This is a genomic window from Plantibacter sp. (assembly GCF_059073635.1).
The window spans coordinates 250,330-267,008 of the sequence record NZ_JCACOF010000008.1; the positions used below are offsets into that span (position 1 = coordinate 250,330).

14 protein-coding genes and 3 pseudogenes are annotated in these 16,679 nt (G+C 71.0%); 9 read left to right on the forward strand and 8 right to left on the reverse strand.

What is annotated here, in order from left to right; translation table 11 throughout:
* Positions 1-121 precede the first annotated feature (121 nt).
* From AC5JOC_RS08445 to AC5JOC_RS08460, 4 genes are read left to right on the forward strand one after another with little or no spacing between them, the layout of a single operon-like run.
* Positions 122-1,426, forward strand: coding sequence for a type III PLP-dependent enzyme domain-containing protein (locus AC5JOC_RS08445; RefSeq protein ID WP_494246128.1), 1,305 nt, complete (start codon positions 122-124; stop codon positions 1,424-1,426).
* A gap of 23 nt (positions 1,427-1,449) precedes the next feature.
* Positions 1,450-2,109 carry a bifunctional 4-hydroxy-2-oxoglutarate aldolase/2-dehydro-3-deoxy-phosphogluconate aldolase gene (locus AC5JOC_RS08450; RefSeq protein WP_411557376.1) on the forward strand — a complete coding sequence of 220 codons (660 nt, stop codon included), beginning with the start codon at positions 1,450-1,452 and terminating at the stop codon, positions 2,107-2,109.
* Entirely contained in the window at positions 2,106-3,746 is a 1,641-nt protein-coding gene (locus AC5JOC_RS08455; RefSeq protein WP_494246130.1) for an N-acyl-D-amino-acid deacylase family protein, read from the forward strand. Before AC5JOC_RS08450 ends, AC5JOC_RS08455 begins: the two co-directional genes overlap by 4 nt.
* A gap of 52 nt (positions 3,747-3,798) precedes the next feature.
* On the forward strand, positions 3,799-5,271 hold the full coding sequence (locus tag AC5JOC_RS08460) for a GntP family permease (RefSeq protein ID WP_086472615.1): 1,473 nt from the start codon (positions 3,799-3,801) through the stop codon (positions 5,269-5,271).
* Positions 5,272-5,470: 199 nt separating this feature from the next.
* Here AC5JOC_RS08460 and nucS read toward each other — a convergent pair whose 3' ends face one another.
* The 3 genes and pseudogenes from nucS to AC5JOC_RS08475 form a co-directional block, all read right to left on the reverse strand.
* Positions 5,471-6,166 carry an endonuclease NucS gene (gene nucS, locus AC5JOC_RS08465; RefSeq protein WP_064294112.1) on the reverse strand — a complete coding sequence of 232 codons (696 nt, stop codon included), beginning with the start codon at positions 6,164-6,166 and terminating at the stop codon, positions 5,471-5,473.
* A gap of 258 nt (positions 6,167-6,424) precedes the next feature.
* Positions 6,425-7,204 (reverse strand): MFS transporter, encoded by a 780-nt coding sequence (locus tag AC5JOC_RS08470; protein ID WP_494246131.1) that lies wholly within the window; start codon positions 7,202-7,204, stop codon positions 6,425-6,427.
* 32 nt (positions 7,205-7,236) lie between these two features.
* Positions 7,237-7,812 (reverse strand): annotated as a pseudogene (locus AC5JOC_RS08475) (MFS transporter); the annotation flags it as partial.
* On the opposite strand from AC5JOC_RS08475, the gene AC5JOC_RS08480 reads away from it, so the two are divergent.
* The 5 genes and pseudogenes from AC5JOC_RS08480 (at position 7,797) to AC5JOC_RS08500 (ending at position 12,100) form a co-directional block, all read left to right on the forward strand.
* The gene (locus AC5JOC_RS08480) at positions 7,797-8,864 is read left to right on the forward strand and encodes a LacI family DNA-binding transcriptional regulator (protein ID WP_494246133.1); all 1,068 of its coding nucleotides are present in this window, start codon (positions 7,797-7,799) and stop codon (positions 8,862-8,864) included. The pseudogene AC5JOC_RS08475 and the gene AC5JOC_RS08480 sit on opposite strands and share 16 nt — an antisense overlap.
* A gap of 144 nt (positions 8,865-9,008) precedes the next feature.
* Positions 9,009-10,295: an amidohydrolase gene (locus AC5JOC_RS08485; RefSeq protein WP_079704463.1), complete on the forward strand. Its 1,287-nt coding sequence runs from the start codon at positions 9,009-9,011 to the stop codon at positions 10,293-10,295.
* Entirely contained in the window at positions 10,292-10,693 is a 402-nt protein-coding gene (locus tag AC5JOC_RS08490; protein ID WP_079704464.1) for a YbjQ family protein, read from the forward strand. Before AC5JOC_RS08485 ends, AC5JOC_RS08490 begins: the two co-directional genes overlap by 4 nt.
* Positions 10,694-10,911: 218 nt before the next feature.
* Positions 10,912-11,709 (forward strand): annotated as a pseudogene (locus AC5JOC_RS08495) (glycoside hydrolase family 125 protein); the annotation flags it as partial.
* A 64-nt stretch (positions 11,710-11,773) separates the two neighbouring features.
* Positions 11,774-12,100, forward strand: a complete 327-nt coding sequence (locus tag AC5JOC_RS08500) for a glycoside hydrolase family 125 protein (protein WP_494246361.1) — start codon at positions 11,774-11,776, stop codon at positions 12,098-12,100.
* 26 nt (positions 12,101-12,126) lie between these two features.
* On the opposite strand, the gene AC5JOC_RS08505 is transcribed toward AC5JOC_RS08500, so the two are convergent.
* From AC5JOC_RS08505 to AC5JOC_RS08525, 5 genes and pseudogenes are all read right to left on the reverse strand, one after another.
* Entirely contained in the window at positions 12,127-12,756 is a 630-nt protein-coding gene (locus AC5JOC_RS08505) for a response regulator (protein WP_079704466.1), read from the reverse strand.
* Positions 12,753-14,048 (reverse strand): sensor histidine kinase, encoded by a 1,296-nt coding sequence (locus tag AC5JOC_RS08510; RefSeq protein ID WP_494246136.1) that lies wholly within the window; start codon positions 14,046-14,048, stop codon positions 12,753-12,755. Before AC5JOC_RS08510 ends, AC5JOC_RS08505 begins: the two co-directional genes overlap by 4 nt.
* A gap of 86 nt (positions 14,049-14,134) precedes the next feature.
* Complete coding sequence (locus tag AC5JOC_RS08515) at positions 14,135-14,995, reverse strand: ABC transporter permease (RefSeq protein ID WP_274498964.1); 861 nt, start codon at positions 14,993-14,995, stop codon at positions 14,135-14,137.
* A gap of 72 nt (positions 14,996-15,067) precedes the next feature.
* Positions 15,068-15,925, reverse strand: a pseudogene (locus tag AC5JOC_RS08520) (ABC transporter ATP-binding protein); the annotation flags it as partial.
* Positions 15,926-16,100: 175 nt separating this feature from the next.
* On the reverse strand, positions 16,101-16,676 hold the full coding sequence (locus AC5JOC_RS08525; RefSeq protein WP_124767954.1) for a hypothetical protein: 576 nt from the start codon (positions 16,674-16,676) through the stop codon (positions 16,101-16,103).
* Positions 16,677-16,679 lie beyond the last annotated feature (3 nt).

The window sequence follows — 16,679 nt, forward strand, 5'->3', positions numbered from 1 at the left end:
GGCCTGTGGACGCAATGCTAGAACAGACGTAGCGCCGGATGCAATGTACGTTGCAAGATGCGCAACGCTAGGCGCTCACGACGTCGGCGGGTGCAGCGCTCGATCGCGAAACGAGGAGACGATGACGGACGACTTCGATGCCGGCGCGCTGGGCGTGCTCGACGGCAGCCTCAAGGGCTTCCCGCCGGCGTCCGTCGGGACCGACGCCGCCACGTTCCTCGCCGGTCGACCGGCGCTCGCCGACTTCACGACGCCGCTCGTCACGCTCGACCGCTCGGCGGTCACCGACAACGTCGAGACCATGCGGCAGTGGTGCGACCGCGCAGGGGTGGGCCTCGCGCCGCACGGCAAGACGACGATGAACCGAGCCCTGTGGCAGCGTCAGCTCGACGCGGGTGCCTGGGGCATCACCGTCGCGACCCCGTGGCAGCTCTCCGTCGCGCTCGACTGGTCGATCCCCCGCGTGATGCTGGCCAACGCCCTCGTGCAGCCCGAACACCTGCGCGCCGTCGGACGGTCCCTCGACAGCGGGGACGCCGAGATCGTCGTGTGGGCCGACTCCGTCCGAGCCGTGCAGATCATGTCGCGCGTGCTCGCCGAGCAGCCACCCCGTCGCCCCCTCCACGTGCTCGTGGAACTCGGTGCGCCGGGTGGCCGCACCGGAGCCCGGGACCAGGCCACCGCGCTCGAGATCGCCGAGGCCGTCGTCGCCTCGCCCGAGCTCGCGCTCGCCGGCGTCAGCGGCTACGAGGGGGCCCTCGCGCACCACGGCGACGACGGTTCGCTGCAGATCGTCCGCGACTACCTGGAGTCGCTCGCCGCTCTCCATGACGCGCTCCTCGCAGGCGGCCGGTACGACGAACGTGTCCGGACGCTCATCGTGACCGCCGGGGGCAGCGCCTACTTCGACGTGGTCGCCGAGGTCCTCGCCGGACTGCGCGACCTCGACGGTGCTCACGGACGCGCCGTCGACGTGCTGCTGCGCTCCGGCGCATACGTCACCCACGACGACGGCTTCTACCGCGGCATCACCCCGCTCGGCCGCCACGAGGGCACCGGCGACTTCCGCTCCGCGATCCACGGCTGGGCGACGATCGTCTCCCGCCCCGAGCCCGGCCTCGCGCTCGTCGACGGCGGGAAGCGCGACTTCCCGTTCGACGAGGGGCTCCCCGAGGTGCAGGGCGTCCGCCGCGCCGGGTCCGCCACCGTCGAACCGCTCCCGGGCGCGACGACCACGGCCATGAACGACCAGCACACCTTCGTCTCCCTGCCGCCCGGTAGCGACGTCGAGGTCGGCGACGTCATCCGCCTGGGCCTCTCCCACCCGTGCACCACCTTCGACAAGTGGCGTGCCCTCGTGGTCATCGACGACGTCCGTCTCGCCGAACCGAGCGCCGTCGACGCCGTCACCACCACCTTCGGCTGAGCCGAACCGAACAGGAGCCCCGCATGACGCTCGAGACCCCTCCCTCCACGCCGCACGCCCTCGACGCCCTGTACGCCGACCGCGCCATCGCCGTCGTCCGCGTGCCCGTCATCCCCGACCCGGTCGAACTCTGCCGGGCGCTCGCCGCGGGCGGGATCCGCAGTGTGGAGTTCACCTTCACCACGCCGGGCGTCGAAGCGCTCATCCGCGCCGCGGCCGACGCGATCGGCGACCACGGGGCCGTGATCGGCGCGGGGACGGTCGTGGACCGCGACACCGCGCAGCGCGCCGTCGACAGCGGTGCGCAGTTCCTGGTCACGCCCGGTCTGAGCGAGGAGGTGGCCGAGGTCGCCACCGCCGCCGGCATCCCGTTCCTGCTCGGTGCGATGACGCCGAGCGAGGTCATGCGCGCCGCGTCGCTCGGTTCCCACGCGGTGAAGATCTTCCCGGCCGCCGCCATGGGGCCCGGCTTCCTCAAGGACCTCAAGGGTCCGTTCCCGGGTCTCCGGCTCGTGCCCTCGGGCGGACTGCACGCCGGCAACGCCCGGGAGTACATCCAGGCCGGCGCAGCCGCCGTGACCGCGGGGTCGAGCGTGGTCGGTGCGGCCGACGTCGCCGCGGCCGACTGGGCCGGGGTCACCGAGCGCGCGACCGCCTTCACCACGGCGGCCCTCCTGCCGTGACGTCGCGACCGACGGACGATGCGCGCGCGGTGGTCATCCGCGGCGCTCGCATCGTCGACGGCACCGGCGGACCGAGCGTGCACGGGTCGCTGCTCATCGACCGGGGCCGCATCATCGCGATCGGGGCGTCCGCCGAGGCCGACGCGCCCGCCGACGCCCTGATCATCGACGCCGACGGTCTCGTCGCCTCACCCGGCTTCATCGACATGCACGCCCACTCCGACCTCGCCGTCCTCCGCGACCACGAGCACCTCGCCAAGGTCTCGCAGGGCGTCACCACGGAGGTCCTCGGACAGGACGGGCTCTCCTACGCCCCGACGGACGACCGCACGATGGCCATCGTCCGGCAGCAGATCGCCGGCTGGAACGGGCAACCCGACGACGTCGACTTCGCGTGGCGGACCGTCGGCGAGTACCTCGACCGGGTCGACCGCGGAGCCGCGCTGAACGTCGCCTACCTCGTGCCGCAGGGCTCCGTCCGGATGCTCGTGGTCGGCACCGAGAACCGGGCTGCGACCGCTGACGAGATCGCTCGCATGCAGGAGCTCGTCGCGGCGGGTCTGCGGGAGGGGGCCGTCGGCATGTCCTCCGGCCTCACCTACGTGCCCGGCATGTTCGCCGACACCGAGGAGCTCGTCGCGCTGTGCCGCACCGTCGCGGAGCACGGCGGCTTCTACGCACCGCACCAGCGTTCGTACGGCAAGGGTGCACTCGAGGCGTACGCGGAGATGATCGACATCAGTCGTCGTTCCGGGTGCGCGCTGCACCTCACGCACGCGACGATGAACTTCGGCGTCAACGCCGGCCGGGCCGCCGAACTCGTGGCGCTCATCGACGCCGCCATCGCCGACGGGGTCGACATCACGCTCGACACCTATCCCTATCTGCCAGGTTCGACGACCCTGTCGGCGTTGCTGCCGAGCTGGGCGGCGGTCGGCGGGCCGGACGCGACGATCGAGCGCCTGGGTGACGACGACGTCCGTGCGCGGATCCGATACGAGCTCGAGGTGCTCGGCACGGACGGTTGTCACGGTGTCGTCACCGACTGGGCCACGATCGAGATCTCCGGCGTCGCGAACCCCGAGCTCGCCGGCTTCGTCGGGCGGACCGTCGCCGACATCGCCGCCGAGGATGCGGGACACGCGTGGTCGGGCGACCCGACGGCCCTGTTCTTCGCGCTGCTCGAAGCCGACCGGCTCGCGACCGGCATCCTCCAGCACGTCGGCGACGAGGCCAACGTGCGCACGATGATGGTGCACCCGGCCCACACCGGCGGGAGCGACGGGATCCTCGTCGGCGCAAAGCCACACCCGCGTGCCTGGGGCACCTTCCCGCGCTACCTCGGCCACTACGTCCGCGAGGAGGGGGTGCTCGGGCTGGAAGACGCCGTCGCCCACCTCACCTCGCGCCCGGCCGCGCGTCTCGGCCTCAGCGACCGCGGCGTGCTCCGCGTCGGAGCCGTCGCCGACCTCGTCCTGTTCGACCCCGCGACCATCGCCGACCGCGCGACGTTCGCCGAGCCCCGGCAGCAGGCCGCCGGCATCCCGTGGGTGTTCGTGAACGGTGCCGCCGTCATCGCCGACGGTCGACGCACCGACGCCGTCCCCGGTCGCTCGATCCGCCGCAGCCCGGCCTGACCGCTCCCTCGTCCCTCCCCGCCCCGCGCCCACAGACACAGAAGGTCCTCCCATGCCCATCACCGCCCTCGCGCGCAGCGTCGTAGCCGCCGCCGCACCAGCCCCGAGCGATCCCATCGGATGGCTGCAGCAGACCACCCCCGGCCTGCTCATCCTGTGCGCGGTCGCCATCGCGGTGCTGCTGTTCCTCATCATCCGGGTGAAGCTCGAACCGTTCATCTCGCTCTTCATCGTCGGCATCGGCCTGGCGCTCGCGACCGGGACGAGCATCTACCAGATCGTCGGCGTGGCCGTGCCGGACCCCTTCGACGACGAGCAGATCAAGCCGGGGGCGTCGCTCCTCGAAACCGGCTTCGGCGGGATCCTCGGGCACATCACGATCATCATCGGTCTCGGCACCGTGCTCGGCGCGATCCTCGAGCGCTCCGGCGGTGCGGACGTCCTCATCCGGAAGCTCCTCGGTCGCTTCGGGGAACGCGGCGCTCCGATCGCGATGGGGCTCACCGGTCTCATCTTCGGTATCCCCGTGTTCTTCGACGTCGGCATCTTCGTCCTCGCGCCCCTCGTCTACATCACCGCGCGTCGCGGCGGGAAGTCGCTCGTGCTCTACGCGCTCCCGATGCTCGCCGGCCTCTCGATGACGCACGCGTTCCTGCCGCCGCACCCGGGCCCGACGGCGCTCGCCGGCACCTTCGAGGTCGGGCTCGGCTGGCTCATCCTCATGGGCTTCCTCTGCGGCATCCCCGCCTTCATCGCGTCGGGCATCGCCTGGCCGCTCTGGATCGGGAAGCGCGTCATGGTCTCGGTTCCCGAGGAGTACGTGCTGGAGCCCGAGGACGACGCCCCCGAGCGCAAGGACGTCTCGCTCTGGAGCGTCGGTCTCATCATCATCACGCCGATCCTGCTCATCCTCGCCGCCACCTTCGGTGCCCTCGCCCTCCCGAACGGCCCGGTCCTCGAAGCGTTGACGCTCATCGGCAACCCGGCGGTCGCGCTCACGATCGCCGTCTGCCTCGCGTACTACGTGCTGGGGGTGCGGCGCGGCATGACGCTCGCCGAGCTGGGCGAGCTCTCCGGTCAGTCGCTCCGGCCGATCGGCATGATCCTGCTCGTCGTCGGTGCGGGTGCGTTCTTCGGCGCGGTCATCTCAGCGACGGGTGTGGGTGCGGCGTTGGCCGAGGTGCTCGGTTCGCTCGGCCTGCCGATCATCGTGTCGGCGTACCTCATCAGCTCCGGCCTCCGCATCGCGCAGGGCTCGGCGACCGCGGCGATCGTGATCACGGCGGGGATCCTGCAGCCGGTCGTGCTCGCGGGTGACTACTCGCAGCCGCAGCTGGCGCTCATCGGCATCGCGATCGCCGCGGGTTCGATCACGCTCTCGCACGTCAACGACGGTGGGTTCTGGATCATCGCGAAGTACTTCAACATGTCGGTGAAGCAGACGCTCGCGACCTGGACCGTGCTCGAGACGATCCTCTCGGTCGTCGGCTTCGGGATGGTCGCCCTCATCTGGCTGTTCGTCTAGTCCGAGTCGTGACCGTCGGTCCAGTGCCTTTCTCAGGAGTGTCCGGGCGTGTCGGTGCCTGGTGAAGCCGGCGCGCCGGAGGACTCCTGAGAAAGGTCACTGAGCGGTAGGTGGTGCCGTTCTCAGGAGTGTCCGGGCGTGTCGGTGCCTGGTGAAGCCGGCGCGCCGGAGGACTCCTGAGAAAGGGACTCAGTCGACGTCAGAAGAGGCGGGAGTCGCTGTCGTCGAGGCCGCGCATCGCGTCGTAGTCGAGGACGACGCAGCGGATCCCGCGGTCCTGGGCGAGGGTGCGCGCCTGCGGCTTGATCTCCTGAGCGGCGAACACGCCCTGCACGGGCGCGAGGAGCGGGTCGCGGTTCATGAGTTCGAGGTAGCGGGTGAGCTGCTCGACGCCGTCGATGTCGCCGCGGCGCTTCAGCTCGACCGCGACGGACGCCCCGGTCGCGTCGGTGGCGAGGATGTCGACCGGGCCGATCGCGGTCATGTACTCGCGGCGGATGAGTCGGTATCCGTCGCCGAGGAGTTCGATCTGCTCGGCGAGGAGCTTCTGCAGGTGCGCCTCGACGCCGTCCTTCTGGAGGCCCGGGTCGACGCCGAGTTCGTGCGCGCTGTCGTGGTGGACCTCGTGGATCGACACGATGAGGGCGTCGCCGGTCTTCTTGTGCGTGACCTTCCACAGCTCGGTGATCCCGGCCGCGGCCTGCGTCTCGTCGGGCTCGACCGTCGTGAGCACGCAGGGCGGGCTCATCCAGTTGAGCGGCTTGTAGGAGCCGCCGTCGGAGTGGACGAGCAGGCTGCCGTCGTTCTTCACCATGAGCAGCCGCTTGGCGAGCGGCAAGTGAGCCGACAACCGTCCGGCATAGTCGACCGAGCACTCCGCAATCACCAAACGCACGACGACGAGCCTACCCTCCGGACGTAGGCGCCCGACGCAGCCGGCGTCCGACGGCTGCGCACATCTCCTGCTGCCGTCAGCACGGCTCCGCTCACAACTCCTGCTGGTGCCCCTTCCGGCGAGTCATGAGCCCGGAGTTCTCGGGTCGTCGGGTCGCGGGAGATGCGAGGAGCAGGAGTTGCGAACCGGGCGCGGGCGACGGGCAGACCGTCGGCAGGAGCTGTGCACCCTCGCCAGGTGGGGCGAACGAACTGCGGCTCAGCGCTTGCGGCGGCTGCTCTCGCGGGCGGCCGGCGACGCCAGGCCGGCGAACACGATGAGTACGAGCACGACGAACAGGGCGTTCAGCAGGCCGATGGCGTCGCCGAGGATGCCGATGAGCGGCGGACCGACGAGGAACGCGCAGTAGCCGATCATCGCGACGGCGCTCACCCGTGCCGCAGCGCGCTTGGAGTCGTCGGCCGCGGCGGACATGCCCACCGGGAACCCGAGCGAGGCGCCGAGTCCCCACAGCACGGTGCCGAGGACCATGAGTCCGGTGACCGGCGTGAGGATGAACAGGACGAGTCCGGCGATCGCCGCACCGGCCGACACCTGCAGCACCGGCACCCGGCCGAAGCGGTCGATGAGCGGCCCGCCGACGATGCGACCGACGGTCATCGCGGTGACGAACACGCCGTAGACGAGCGCGCCGGTCGTGTTGCTCTGCTCGTGGCCGTCGACCACGGCGAGTGCGAGCCAGTCGTTGGCGCTGCCCTCGGCGAAGGCCATACCGAGCATGATGACGCCGATGAGGATGAGCCGGCCGTCCGCCCAGACCGACAGGCTCTCGCGGAGACGCTCCTGCCACGGCGCCTTCGGTGCGTCGTCGAGCTCGTCGGCGACGGCCTGCTCGGCCGGGACGAAGCGCACGGCGACGACGGCGGCGATCGCGATGGCGACCGCCATGATGAGCGCGTGCCAGAACACCTCGAGGCCGGCGGCGGAGGCGAGCGCGCCGAGTCCGGCGCTCCGGCGACCGTGCCGAAGCTGAAGCACGCGTGCATCAGCGGCATCACCGTCTTGCCGAGTTCCTGCTCGGCGGCGGCTCCCTCGACGTTCATCATGACGTCGAGCGCGCCGTTGCCGAAGCCGAAGATGATCAGGCCGACGAGCACGATGCCGGCAGTCGGGACGAGGCTCGCGCCGATCCCGATGAGGAGCAGCCCGACGGCGATGAGCCCGAGCGTCAGTTGCATCCCGTGCCGCGGGCCGAGCCGTCCGAGGATGTGCTGCGAGGCGATGAGGCCGAGGATCGACCCGATCGACATGCCGAGGATGAGGAGTCCGACCGTGCCGGTGGTGAGGTCGAGGTTGTCGCGGATGGCCGGGAGGCGGGCCACCCAGGTCGCGATGCTGAGGCCGCTCAGGGCGAAGATCACGAAGATCGCGTTGCGCCAGGCGAGGAGCTCGCGGCGTGGGCGCAGGGCGACGGGTGCGGTCGGCGGGTTGGTCGGCTCTGACACAGGGTCCTCGGGATCGGTGCTGGTGCGCCTGGGCGCTCGGTGGAGCGGGGTGGTGAGGCCCGTGCATCTGGGTGGATCTGACGAGAATCGAATCGATTCGATTCCGTCGACTAAGCTAGCAGATCGTGGACCAGGAATCACGCCCCTCGCGACCGACGCTCGCCGATGTCGCCGAGCGCGCGGGGGTGTCGCCGTCGACCGCCTCGCTCGCGTTCAGCGGCGCCGGACCCGTCTCCGAAGCGACCAAGCAGCGGGTGCTGCAGGCTGCGGCCGACCTCGACTACGCCGGCCCCGACCCCCGGGCCCGTTCCCTCCGCCAGGGACGCAGCGGCATCGTCGGAGCCGTCGTCGCCGGCCGGATCGGGCACTCCTTCCGCGACCCGGTGATGATCCAGACCCTCGACGGACTCGCCGACGAACTCGGCGCGGTCGGTGCCGGTCTGCTGCTCCTGAACGACGCGCAGGAGGGCACGCTGCAGTTGAGCAACGCACCGATGGACGGCGTCGTCCTCATCGGCTGCAGCCCGAACCTCGACAGCTCGGTCGCGATCCTCAGCCGACGGGGGATGCCGATCGTGTCGATCGAAGGACTCGCAGCCCTCGGCGTCCCCGACATCGCCGTCGACAACCGCGGCGGCGTGCGTGAGGAGGCGCGACACCTCGCAGATCTCGGCCACGAGCGTGTCGCCGTCGTCACCCTCAACCTCGACCCGACCGAACGCCGCGGCCCGCTCACGCCCGAGTGGGAGCGATCCGCCACGACGGTCCCGGCGATCGAACGCCTGCAGGGCCTCCGCGACGTCTTCCCCGACGCGCAGGGGTTCGTCACCACGGGGTCATCGCTCGAGGAGGGGCGGGTCGCCGGACACGCCATCCTCGACGTTCCGGCGGGTGAACGGCCGACGGCGATCGCCGCACAGAGCGACCTCCTGGCCGCCGGCGTCATCCGCGCAGCCGAGGAACTCGGCATCTCCGTCCCCGCGGAGCTCAGCGTGGTCGGGTTCGACGGCATCCGGGTCGAGGGGCTCGACTACGACCTCACGACGGTGTGGCAGCCCTCCCGCGAGAAGGGGTCGGCCGCCGGCCGCGCGATCGTCGCCATGCTCGACGGCCGCGATCCGGAGTGCGAGCAGTTCAGCGTCCGCTTCCACCCTGGAGCGACGACGGCACGGGTCCCCGCTCCACAGCTCTGAGTCCTCGCCGGGGTTTCGACAGCCCCTGCCGTGCGGCTGACCCCCCGCTCCACAGCGCTGAGGTCTCGCCGGGGTTTCGACAGATCCTGCCGTGCGGACGGCGGACCCGCCCCGTAGGGTGGAGGAGACGCTCGAAGGAGACCCATGACCGACCAGCCCATCGCCACCGCAGCACTCGTCCAGCAGGAGGCGGCGTCGCTCGCCGTGTCGCTCGCACCGGTGTACCAGGATCTGCACGCCAATCCGGAGCTCTCCTTCGCGGAGCACCGGACGGCCGCCCTGGTCGCGGATCGCATCACCGGCCTCGGGTACGGGGTCGCGACGGGGATCGGCGGCACCGGTGTCGTCGGTGTCCTGGAGAACGGCGAAGGACCGACGGTCCTCCTGCGGGCCGACATGGACGGCCTGCCCGTCCTGGAGGAGACGGGCCTCGACTACGCGAGCGTCGCGCGCGGGGTCGATCCGGAGGGCAACGACGTCCCGGTCATGCACGCCTGCGGCCACGACGTCCACGTCACCTGTCTGCTGGGTGCCGCCGAACTGCTCGCCGCACGGCGCGACACCTGGTCCGGGACACTCGTCGTCCTGTTCCAGCCGGCCGAGGAGGCCGGCGGCGGTGCGCAGGCGATGGTCGACGACGACCTCTACGCACGCGTCCCGAAGCCCGACATCGTGTTCGGCCAGCACGTCGGTCCGCTGCCGGCCGGTGTCGTCGGCACGCACGCCGGTCCGTCGTTCGCCGCGACCGACGCCTACCGCGTCACCTTCCACGGCCGCGGCGGGCACGGATCCCGCCCGCAGTCGACGATCGACCCGATCGTGATGGCGGCGTCGGCGGTCGTCCGCCTCCAGAGCATCGTGTCCCGCGAGGTCGCCGGAACCGACACCGCGGTGCTCACCGTCGGCACGATGCACGCCGGCACCAAGAACAACATCATCCCCGACACCGCGCAGATCGGCGTCAACATCCGCAGCTACGAACCGCACGTGCGCGACCGCGTCGTCGGCTCCATGGAGCGCATCATCCGGGCCGAGGCCGCAGCATCGGGCGCCGAGCGGGAACCGGTGATCGAACACACCGAGGCCTTCCCGGTGCTCGTGAACGATCCCGCGGCGACCGGCGCGGTGACGGCGGTGTTCGCCGACGCGTTCGGTGCCAACCGCGTCGTCGACCCCGGTCTCGTCACGGGGAGTGAGGACGTCGGCATGCTCGCGACGGCCGCCGACGCTCCCATCGTCTACTGGATCCTCGGGGGTGCCGACCCACAGGCCTTCGCGGCGGCCTACGCCTCGGGGCGCATGGAGCAGGACCTCCCCGGCAACCACTCCTCGAAGTTCGCTCCGCTCATCCACCCCACCCTCGACACCGGCATCGCAGCGCTCTCGCTCGCGGCACTGTCGCGTCTGGCCGGAACGGCGGCCACCGCATGATCGTCGTGACGACGGACACCGTCGCCGGACACCGCATCGACGCCGTCCTCGGCGAGGTCGTCGGGCTCACCGTGCGAGCTCGCGACTGGGGCTCCTCGATGTCGATCGGCTTCTCGGCGCTCGGCGGCGGCGAGGTCCCGGGGATGACCCAGCTGCTGTTCGAGTCCCGCCAGGAGGTCATGCGACGCCTGGTGGCCGACGCGGAACAGCGCGGCGCGAACGCGGTCCTCGCGATGCGTCTCGAGACCACCGACATCGGCGGTGCGTGGACGCAGCTGACCGCCTACGGCACCGCGGCGTACCTCGTCCCGATCCCCGCAGGCGAGCCCGGAGCGACCGGCCAGTCCGCCTACGCGGCGGAGCAGCCGGACGCCCCGAAACCACGCGGCGACGTCTGACGGTGGAGCGGAACGAGGGGCACGCCCCTCGTTCCGACCTGCGCTGACCTGACTCGACCTGACCCGCCCGATCACCGCGCCGACGCAGACGGAGGAGACCCATGACCGCTTGGATCGACGAACTCATCACCGAGGTGACCACGGCTGTGCGGGAGCGCAGTGACGAACGGGTGGCCGAGATGTTCGAGCGCTGCTTCGCCGACACCCTGCACAGCACGATGACGCCCATGCCGGACGGCACCGTGTTCATGCTCACCGGCGACATCCCCGCGATGTGGTTGCGCGACTCGAGCGCCCAACTCGCTCCCTATCTCCACTTCGCAGCCGACCACCCCGAGCTGGCCGAGCTGCTCGTCGCCGTCAACCGCCGGCAGCTGGACGCGATCGCACTCGACCCCTACGCGAACGCGTTCAACGCCGAGCCGAACGGGCACGGCCACCGCGACGACCGCACCGACGCGTCGCCCTGGGTGTGGGAACGCAAGTACGAGATCGACTCGCTCTGCTACCCGCTCCAGCTCGCACACGACATCTGGCTGGCGACGGGGCGCCGCGACCACCTGGATGCGCGGTACCGCTCCGCCGTCGTCGCGGCGATGGAGGTCTGGCGGGTCGAGCAGCACCACGAGGAGCGCTCGCCGTACCGGTTCCAGCGGTTCGACGCCCCGCTCTCCGACACCCTCGTCCGCGACGGACTCGGGCCGGAGACGGCGTGGACCGGGCTCTCGTGGTCGGGGTTCCGGCCGAGCGACGACGCAGGGCGGTACGGCTACAACGTTCCGGGCAACCTCTTCGCCGCGGTGACGCTCGCCGGGGTCGAATCGATCGCTGTCGATGTGCTCGACGACGCGGCACTCGCCGCGGAGGCCGGTGCGCTCCGACGCGAGCTCGAGACCGCGATCGACGCCCACGGTGTCGTGACGACCGATCAGTACGGCGACGTCTACGCCTACGAGGTCGACGGATTCGGCAACGCGCTCCTGATGGACGACGCCAACGTGCCGAGCCTGCTCTCGCTGCCGTTCCTCGGCTGGTGCGCGCCCGACGACGCCCGGTACCTGGCCACGCGACGGTTCCTGCTTGAGCGGAGACGACCCGAGCTACTTCGTCGGGTCCGCCGCCCGTGGGATCGGGAGCCCACACACGCCCGACGACCACATCTGGCCGATCGCCCTGTCCATCGAGGGCCTCACCTCGCAGGACGAGCAGGATCGCGCCCGCCTGCTCGACACGCTGCTGCGGACCGACGCCGGCACGGGGGTCATGCACGAGTCGTTCCACAAGGACGACCCCGACACGTTCACCCGCCCCTGGTTCTCCTGGGCGAACGCGATGTTCTGCGAGTTCGTCCTCGACGTGGTGGGTCTGCGCACGCACGTGCGGCGTCCTGTGCCCCGAGGTGACTGAACGGACCCGCAGTCTCGTGCGCCGGCTCAGAGCAGCCGCAGCTCCTGTGCACGGGTGACGGCCCGGGTCCGGTCGGCCACCTCGAGCTTCTCGAAGACGTGCAGCAGGTGCGTCTTCACCGTCGACTCCGAGATGAAGAGTGCCGCCGCGATCGCCCGGTTGCTGTTGCCGGCGGCGACGAGCGCCAGGACCTCGAGCTCGCGAGCGCTGAGCTGCGGGCGGGCTGGGGTCCCACCCTGCATGCGGCCGACGAGCGTCGCCGCGATCGTGGGCGCGAGCACCGTCTGACCGGCGACCACCGAACGGATGCCGGCCAGGATCTCCTGCTCGGGCGCCGCCTTCAACAGGTAGCCGCCGGCTCCGGCCTCGATCGCGCCGAGGATGTCGTCGTCGGTCTCGTAGGTCGTGAGGACGAGCACCCGGACGCCTGGCACGCGCTGCACGATGCGCGCCGTCGCCTCCGCACCGCCGAGGACCGGCATGCGCAGGTCCATGAGCACCAGGTCGGGCCGGTGCTCCTCGGCCGCCGCGACCGCCGCAGCGCCGTCCGCCACCTCGGCGACGACCTCGAGGTCGTCCGCGCGCCCGAGCAGCGCGACGATGCCCGATCGCACGATGGGGTGGTCGTCCGCGACCACGATCCTGATCCGTGTCATCGTCCGTCCTCCACGGTTCTTGAGCCTGTCGAAGGGCTGCCGACCGAGAGGCCGTCCGTGGTCCCTGAGCCCGTCGAAGGGCCCGCTTCGATCGTCACCGGCACTCGCACCCGCACCGTCGTCCCCGCTCCGGCGGCACTCGTGAGTTCCACCGTTCCGCCGAGCAGCGTCACCCGGTCGTGCATGCCGTGCAGCCCGAAGCCTGCGCCCGGACTGGTCCCGAGCAGCGCGCCGTCCGGGTCCGCGATGCCGACCCCGTCGTCGGAGATCCGCAGTTCGGCCCAGCCGTCGTCGACGGTGAGTACCAGCTCGACGCGGTCGGCGGCGGCGTGCTTCCGGATGTTCGCGAGACCCTCCTGGGCACTCCGGAGCAGCACGACCTCGGGTGCTCGCTCGAACCGTTCTGACGGGGCGTCGACCTCGACGACCAGGCCAGTCTCACGGCTGAACCGCTCGCCCAGGCGCCGCAGGCTGTCACCGAGGGTGGTGTCGGCGGCCGGCATCGCGGCCAGCGTGGCCACGAGGGATCTCGCCTCGCGGAGGGCGTCGCGTGCCGTGCTCTCGATGAGGTCGATGCTGTCGAGGGCGGCGATCGGTCGACCGTCCAGCGGGGAGGCGTCCGGCGTGCCCGCGACGGTCTCACCGACCTCGGAGCGGGCGCGTTGCGCGAGCAGCACCACACTCGTGAGGCTCTGCGCGATGGTGTCGTGGATGTCGCGAGCCATGCGTTCGCGTTCGGCGGCCGCTCCGGCCTCCCGGCTCGCCCGTTCCGATTCCGCCTGAGCGGTCTGCAGACTCACGAGGAGTCGTGCCTTCTCGTCGCCGAGCTCGGCGATCCGGGTGATCCAGAGCCCGAGGGACAACGCGAAGACGAGCGAGACGCTCTGGATCGCGAGCCCCTGCAGGATCGCCTCCGGGGCGGCGCCTTGTCCGACGATGAAGCCGACGGCGAGGGCCGCGGCGCTCGCGATGTTGAGGATGATCGCGTTCCGGGTGTTCGGCGTCAGCACCCACAGCAGCGGGAACACGAGGCACTGGAGGGTCAGGACGTTCGGGGAGAACGCCGTCCCGACTGCGGTGAGGGCGATGAGGGTGATCGCGAACCAAAGCCCGCCCTGCGGACGCTCGAGGGTGCGTCGCCCGGCCGTGTAGTAGACGAGGCAGAGCGCCGCCAGCACGATCCAGACGCCGACGGCCCGCTCCGGTGCCCCGGCCGCGCTGACGCTCACGAGCGCACCGACGATCACGCACCCCGCGCCGAACGCGACATCCCACCACCGTCGTCCGTCCATGTCCCAACCCTCCCATCCCTGCTCGCGAACTGTCACTTCCTGCCAGTTCCGGCGGCGTACACCCACCGGAACTGACAGTTCGCGGGCTAGGAGCGGCGGACCCAGCGGAAGGTGAGGCGGGTGAGGACGAGGCCGACGATCGCCCAGACGACGAGGACGAGCGCGACCATCGGGAGGTCCCAGCCACCGGACGGCTCCTGCGAGGCGAACCCCTCCGGCAGGAAGACGGAGCGCATGCCCTGCGCGATCCACTTGAGCGGGAAGACACTCGCGACGTTCTGCAGCCACTCGGGGAGCATCGTGAACGAGAGGTAGACGCCGGAGATGAACTGCAGCACGAGCACGATCGGGATGATGACGGCCGTCGCGCTCTTGCCCGTGCGGGGGAGCGCCGACAGGGCGATACCGAGGACGGCCGAGGTCGCGATGCCGAGCAGGTAGATCCAGGCGAAGGTGAGCCACCGCTCGGGCTCGGTCGGCAGGGTGACGTCGAACAGGAACCGCGCGACGAGGAGCAGCAGCGCGATCTGGAGCACCGAGGTGACGAGGACCTGCCCCATCTTCCCGAGGAAGTAGGAGATCACCGGGAGCGGGCTGCCGCCGAGGCGCTTGAGCGTGCCGTCGCTCTTCTCCGTCGCGATGTCGGTCGCGAGGTTCTGGACGCCCGAGAGGAGGATGCCGGCGGCGATCATGCCGGGGAGGTAGAAGGCGGCCTGGCTGACCCCGCCGGTGCCGTCGGGTGCCTCGCCCACGTTCCCCATCGCGCTGAACGCGGTCGAGAAGATCGCGAGCATCACGACGGGGAAGAGGAAGGTGAAGAACACCTGGTCGCCGGAGCGGAAGTAGATGCGGGTCTCGTAGCCGATCCTGCTGGCTCCGAGCCGGAGGGTGCGTCCGCGGGGGAGTGCCGGGACGAGCGTGTTGGTGGTGCGGTCGATGGTGGTCATGCGCCGACTCCTGTCGTGGTGACCGTCGTGGCCGGTGACGGTGCTGCTGATGGGGTGGCTCGACGACGCAGCGGCGTCGGCCGCGTGGACGAGCCCGAGGTAGATGTCCTCGAGGCTCGGACGGATGACCTCCAGGTCGCGCGGCTCTCCCCCCAGTGTCGCCGTGAGATCGGCGACCCGTGCGGCCGGCGCCTCGGTCCGTTCCTCGTGGAGGCCGTGCTCGTCGCGCCAGCGCACCACGGGGATCCGGGCCTCGGCACCGCCGATCTCGTCGACCGCGCCGATCTCCACGAGTCGACCCGCCGCGATGACGGCGACGCGGTCGGCGAGTTGGGCGGCTTCGTCGAGGTAGTGGGTGGTGAGGAGGATCGTCGTTCCGTCGCGTTTGAGCGAGCGGATGAGCTCCCAGAACTGCCGACGCGCCTCGGGGTCGAACCCGGTCGTCGGCTCGTCGAGGAACAGGAGGGCTGGGCGGCCGACCACCCCGAGCGCGACGTCCACCCGACGACGCTGGCCGCCCGAGAGCTTGCCGATGCGCGTGCCCGCCTTGCTCGTGAGCCCGACCGCCTCGATGACCTCGTCCACATCCCGCGGGTCCGCGTAGTACCGGGCGAACTGTGTGAGCTGCTCCCGGACCGTGACGTTGGCGGCCTCGGCACTCGACTGGAGGACGATGCCGAGGCGGGCCTTCCAGTCGAGACCGCCCTTCGCCGGGTCGACACCGAGGACGCTCGCCTCGCCGCCCGTCCGGTGCCGGTAGCCCTCGAGGATCTCGATCGTGGTGCTCTTCCCGGCGCCGTTCGGGCCGAGGAGGGCGAAGGTCTCACCCGGGTGGATGTCGAAGGAGACCCCGTCGACGGCGGTGAAGTCGCCGTACTGCTTGCGCAGCTCGCGGACCTCGATGATCGGTCGTGTGCTCATGGTGTCCATGCTCGTCCGCTGCGGACGCGCACCGGTAGCGGTGGAGGGGCTGATCCTCCTATCCACCGATCGGTTGATGCGCGAGCGGCCTGACGCACGGGGGCGTCTGCTCGGTTGGTCGACACGCACGAACGCCCACCCGCCCGACGAGGGTGGATGGGCGCTGGCGTGACGCTGGGGCGGCTCAGCCGAGTGCCGCGGTGGAGACGACGACGACGAGGTCCTCGACGTTCTCGAACCCGGCGGTCTCCTGGGTGAGCTGGGTGAACGGGATGCCGATGATCGTCAGCCCGTCGAGCGATCCGGTGAACGTACCGGCGGCTTCGGTCACGCTCGCGCCACCGGCCGTCGCGTTCGCGGCCGCTGCGGTGAGGGAGGCGGCGCCGCCGGAGAGGACGGCGTAGCTGCCCGAGGCGTCACCCGCTTCATAGCTGAGGATGCACACTGTCGGCAGGTCGCCGAGGACTGCGGCCGGAGCGAAGGTGGCCTTCGCCGCGGCGACAGCGGCCGCCGGGACCGCGACGCCGCTGGCTGCGCTGAGCGTGTTGACCTGCTCTTCGGTGCACTTCGTCGCGCCCGATGCCGGCTCTTCCTGGGCAGCGTCCTCCGTGGCCTCGGGCGCGGTCGTGGCGCTCGTCGAGGGCTCGGAGTCGGCCGGTGCGTCGCCACTACTGCAGGCGGCGAGCCCGAAGAGCCCGATGACGGCGACGGCGGTCACCGCGGAGACGCGGAGACGGTGGTGAGCGGAGCGAAGTGACATGGT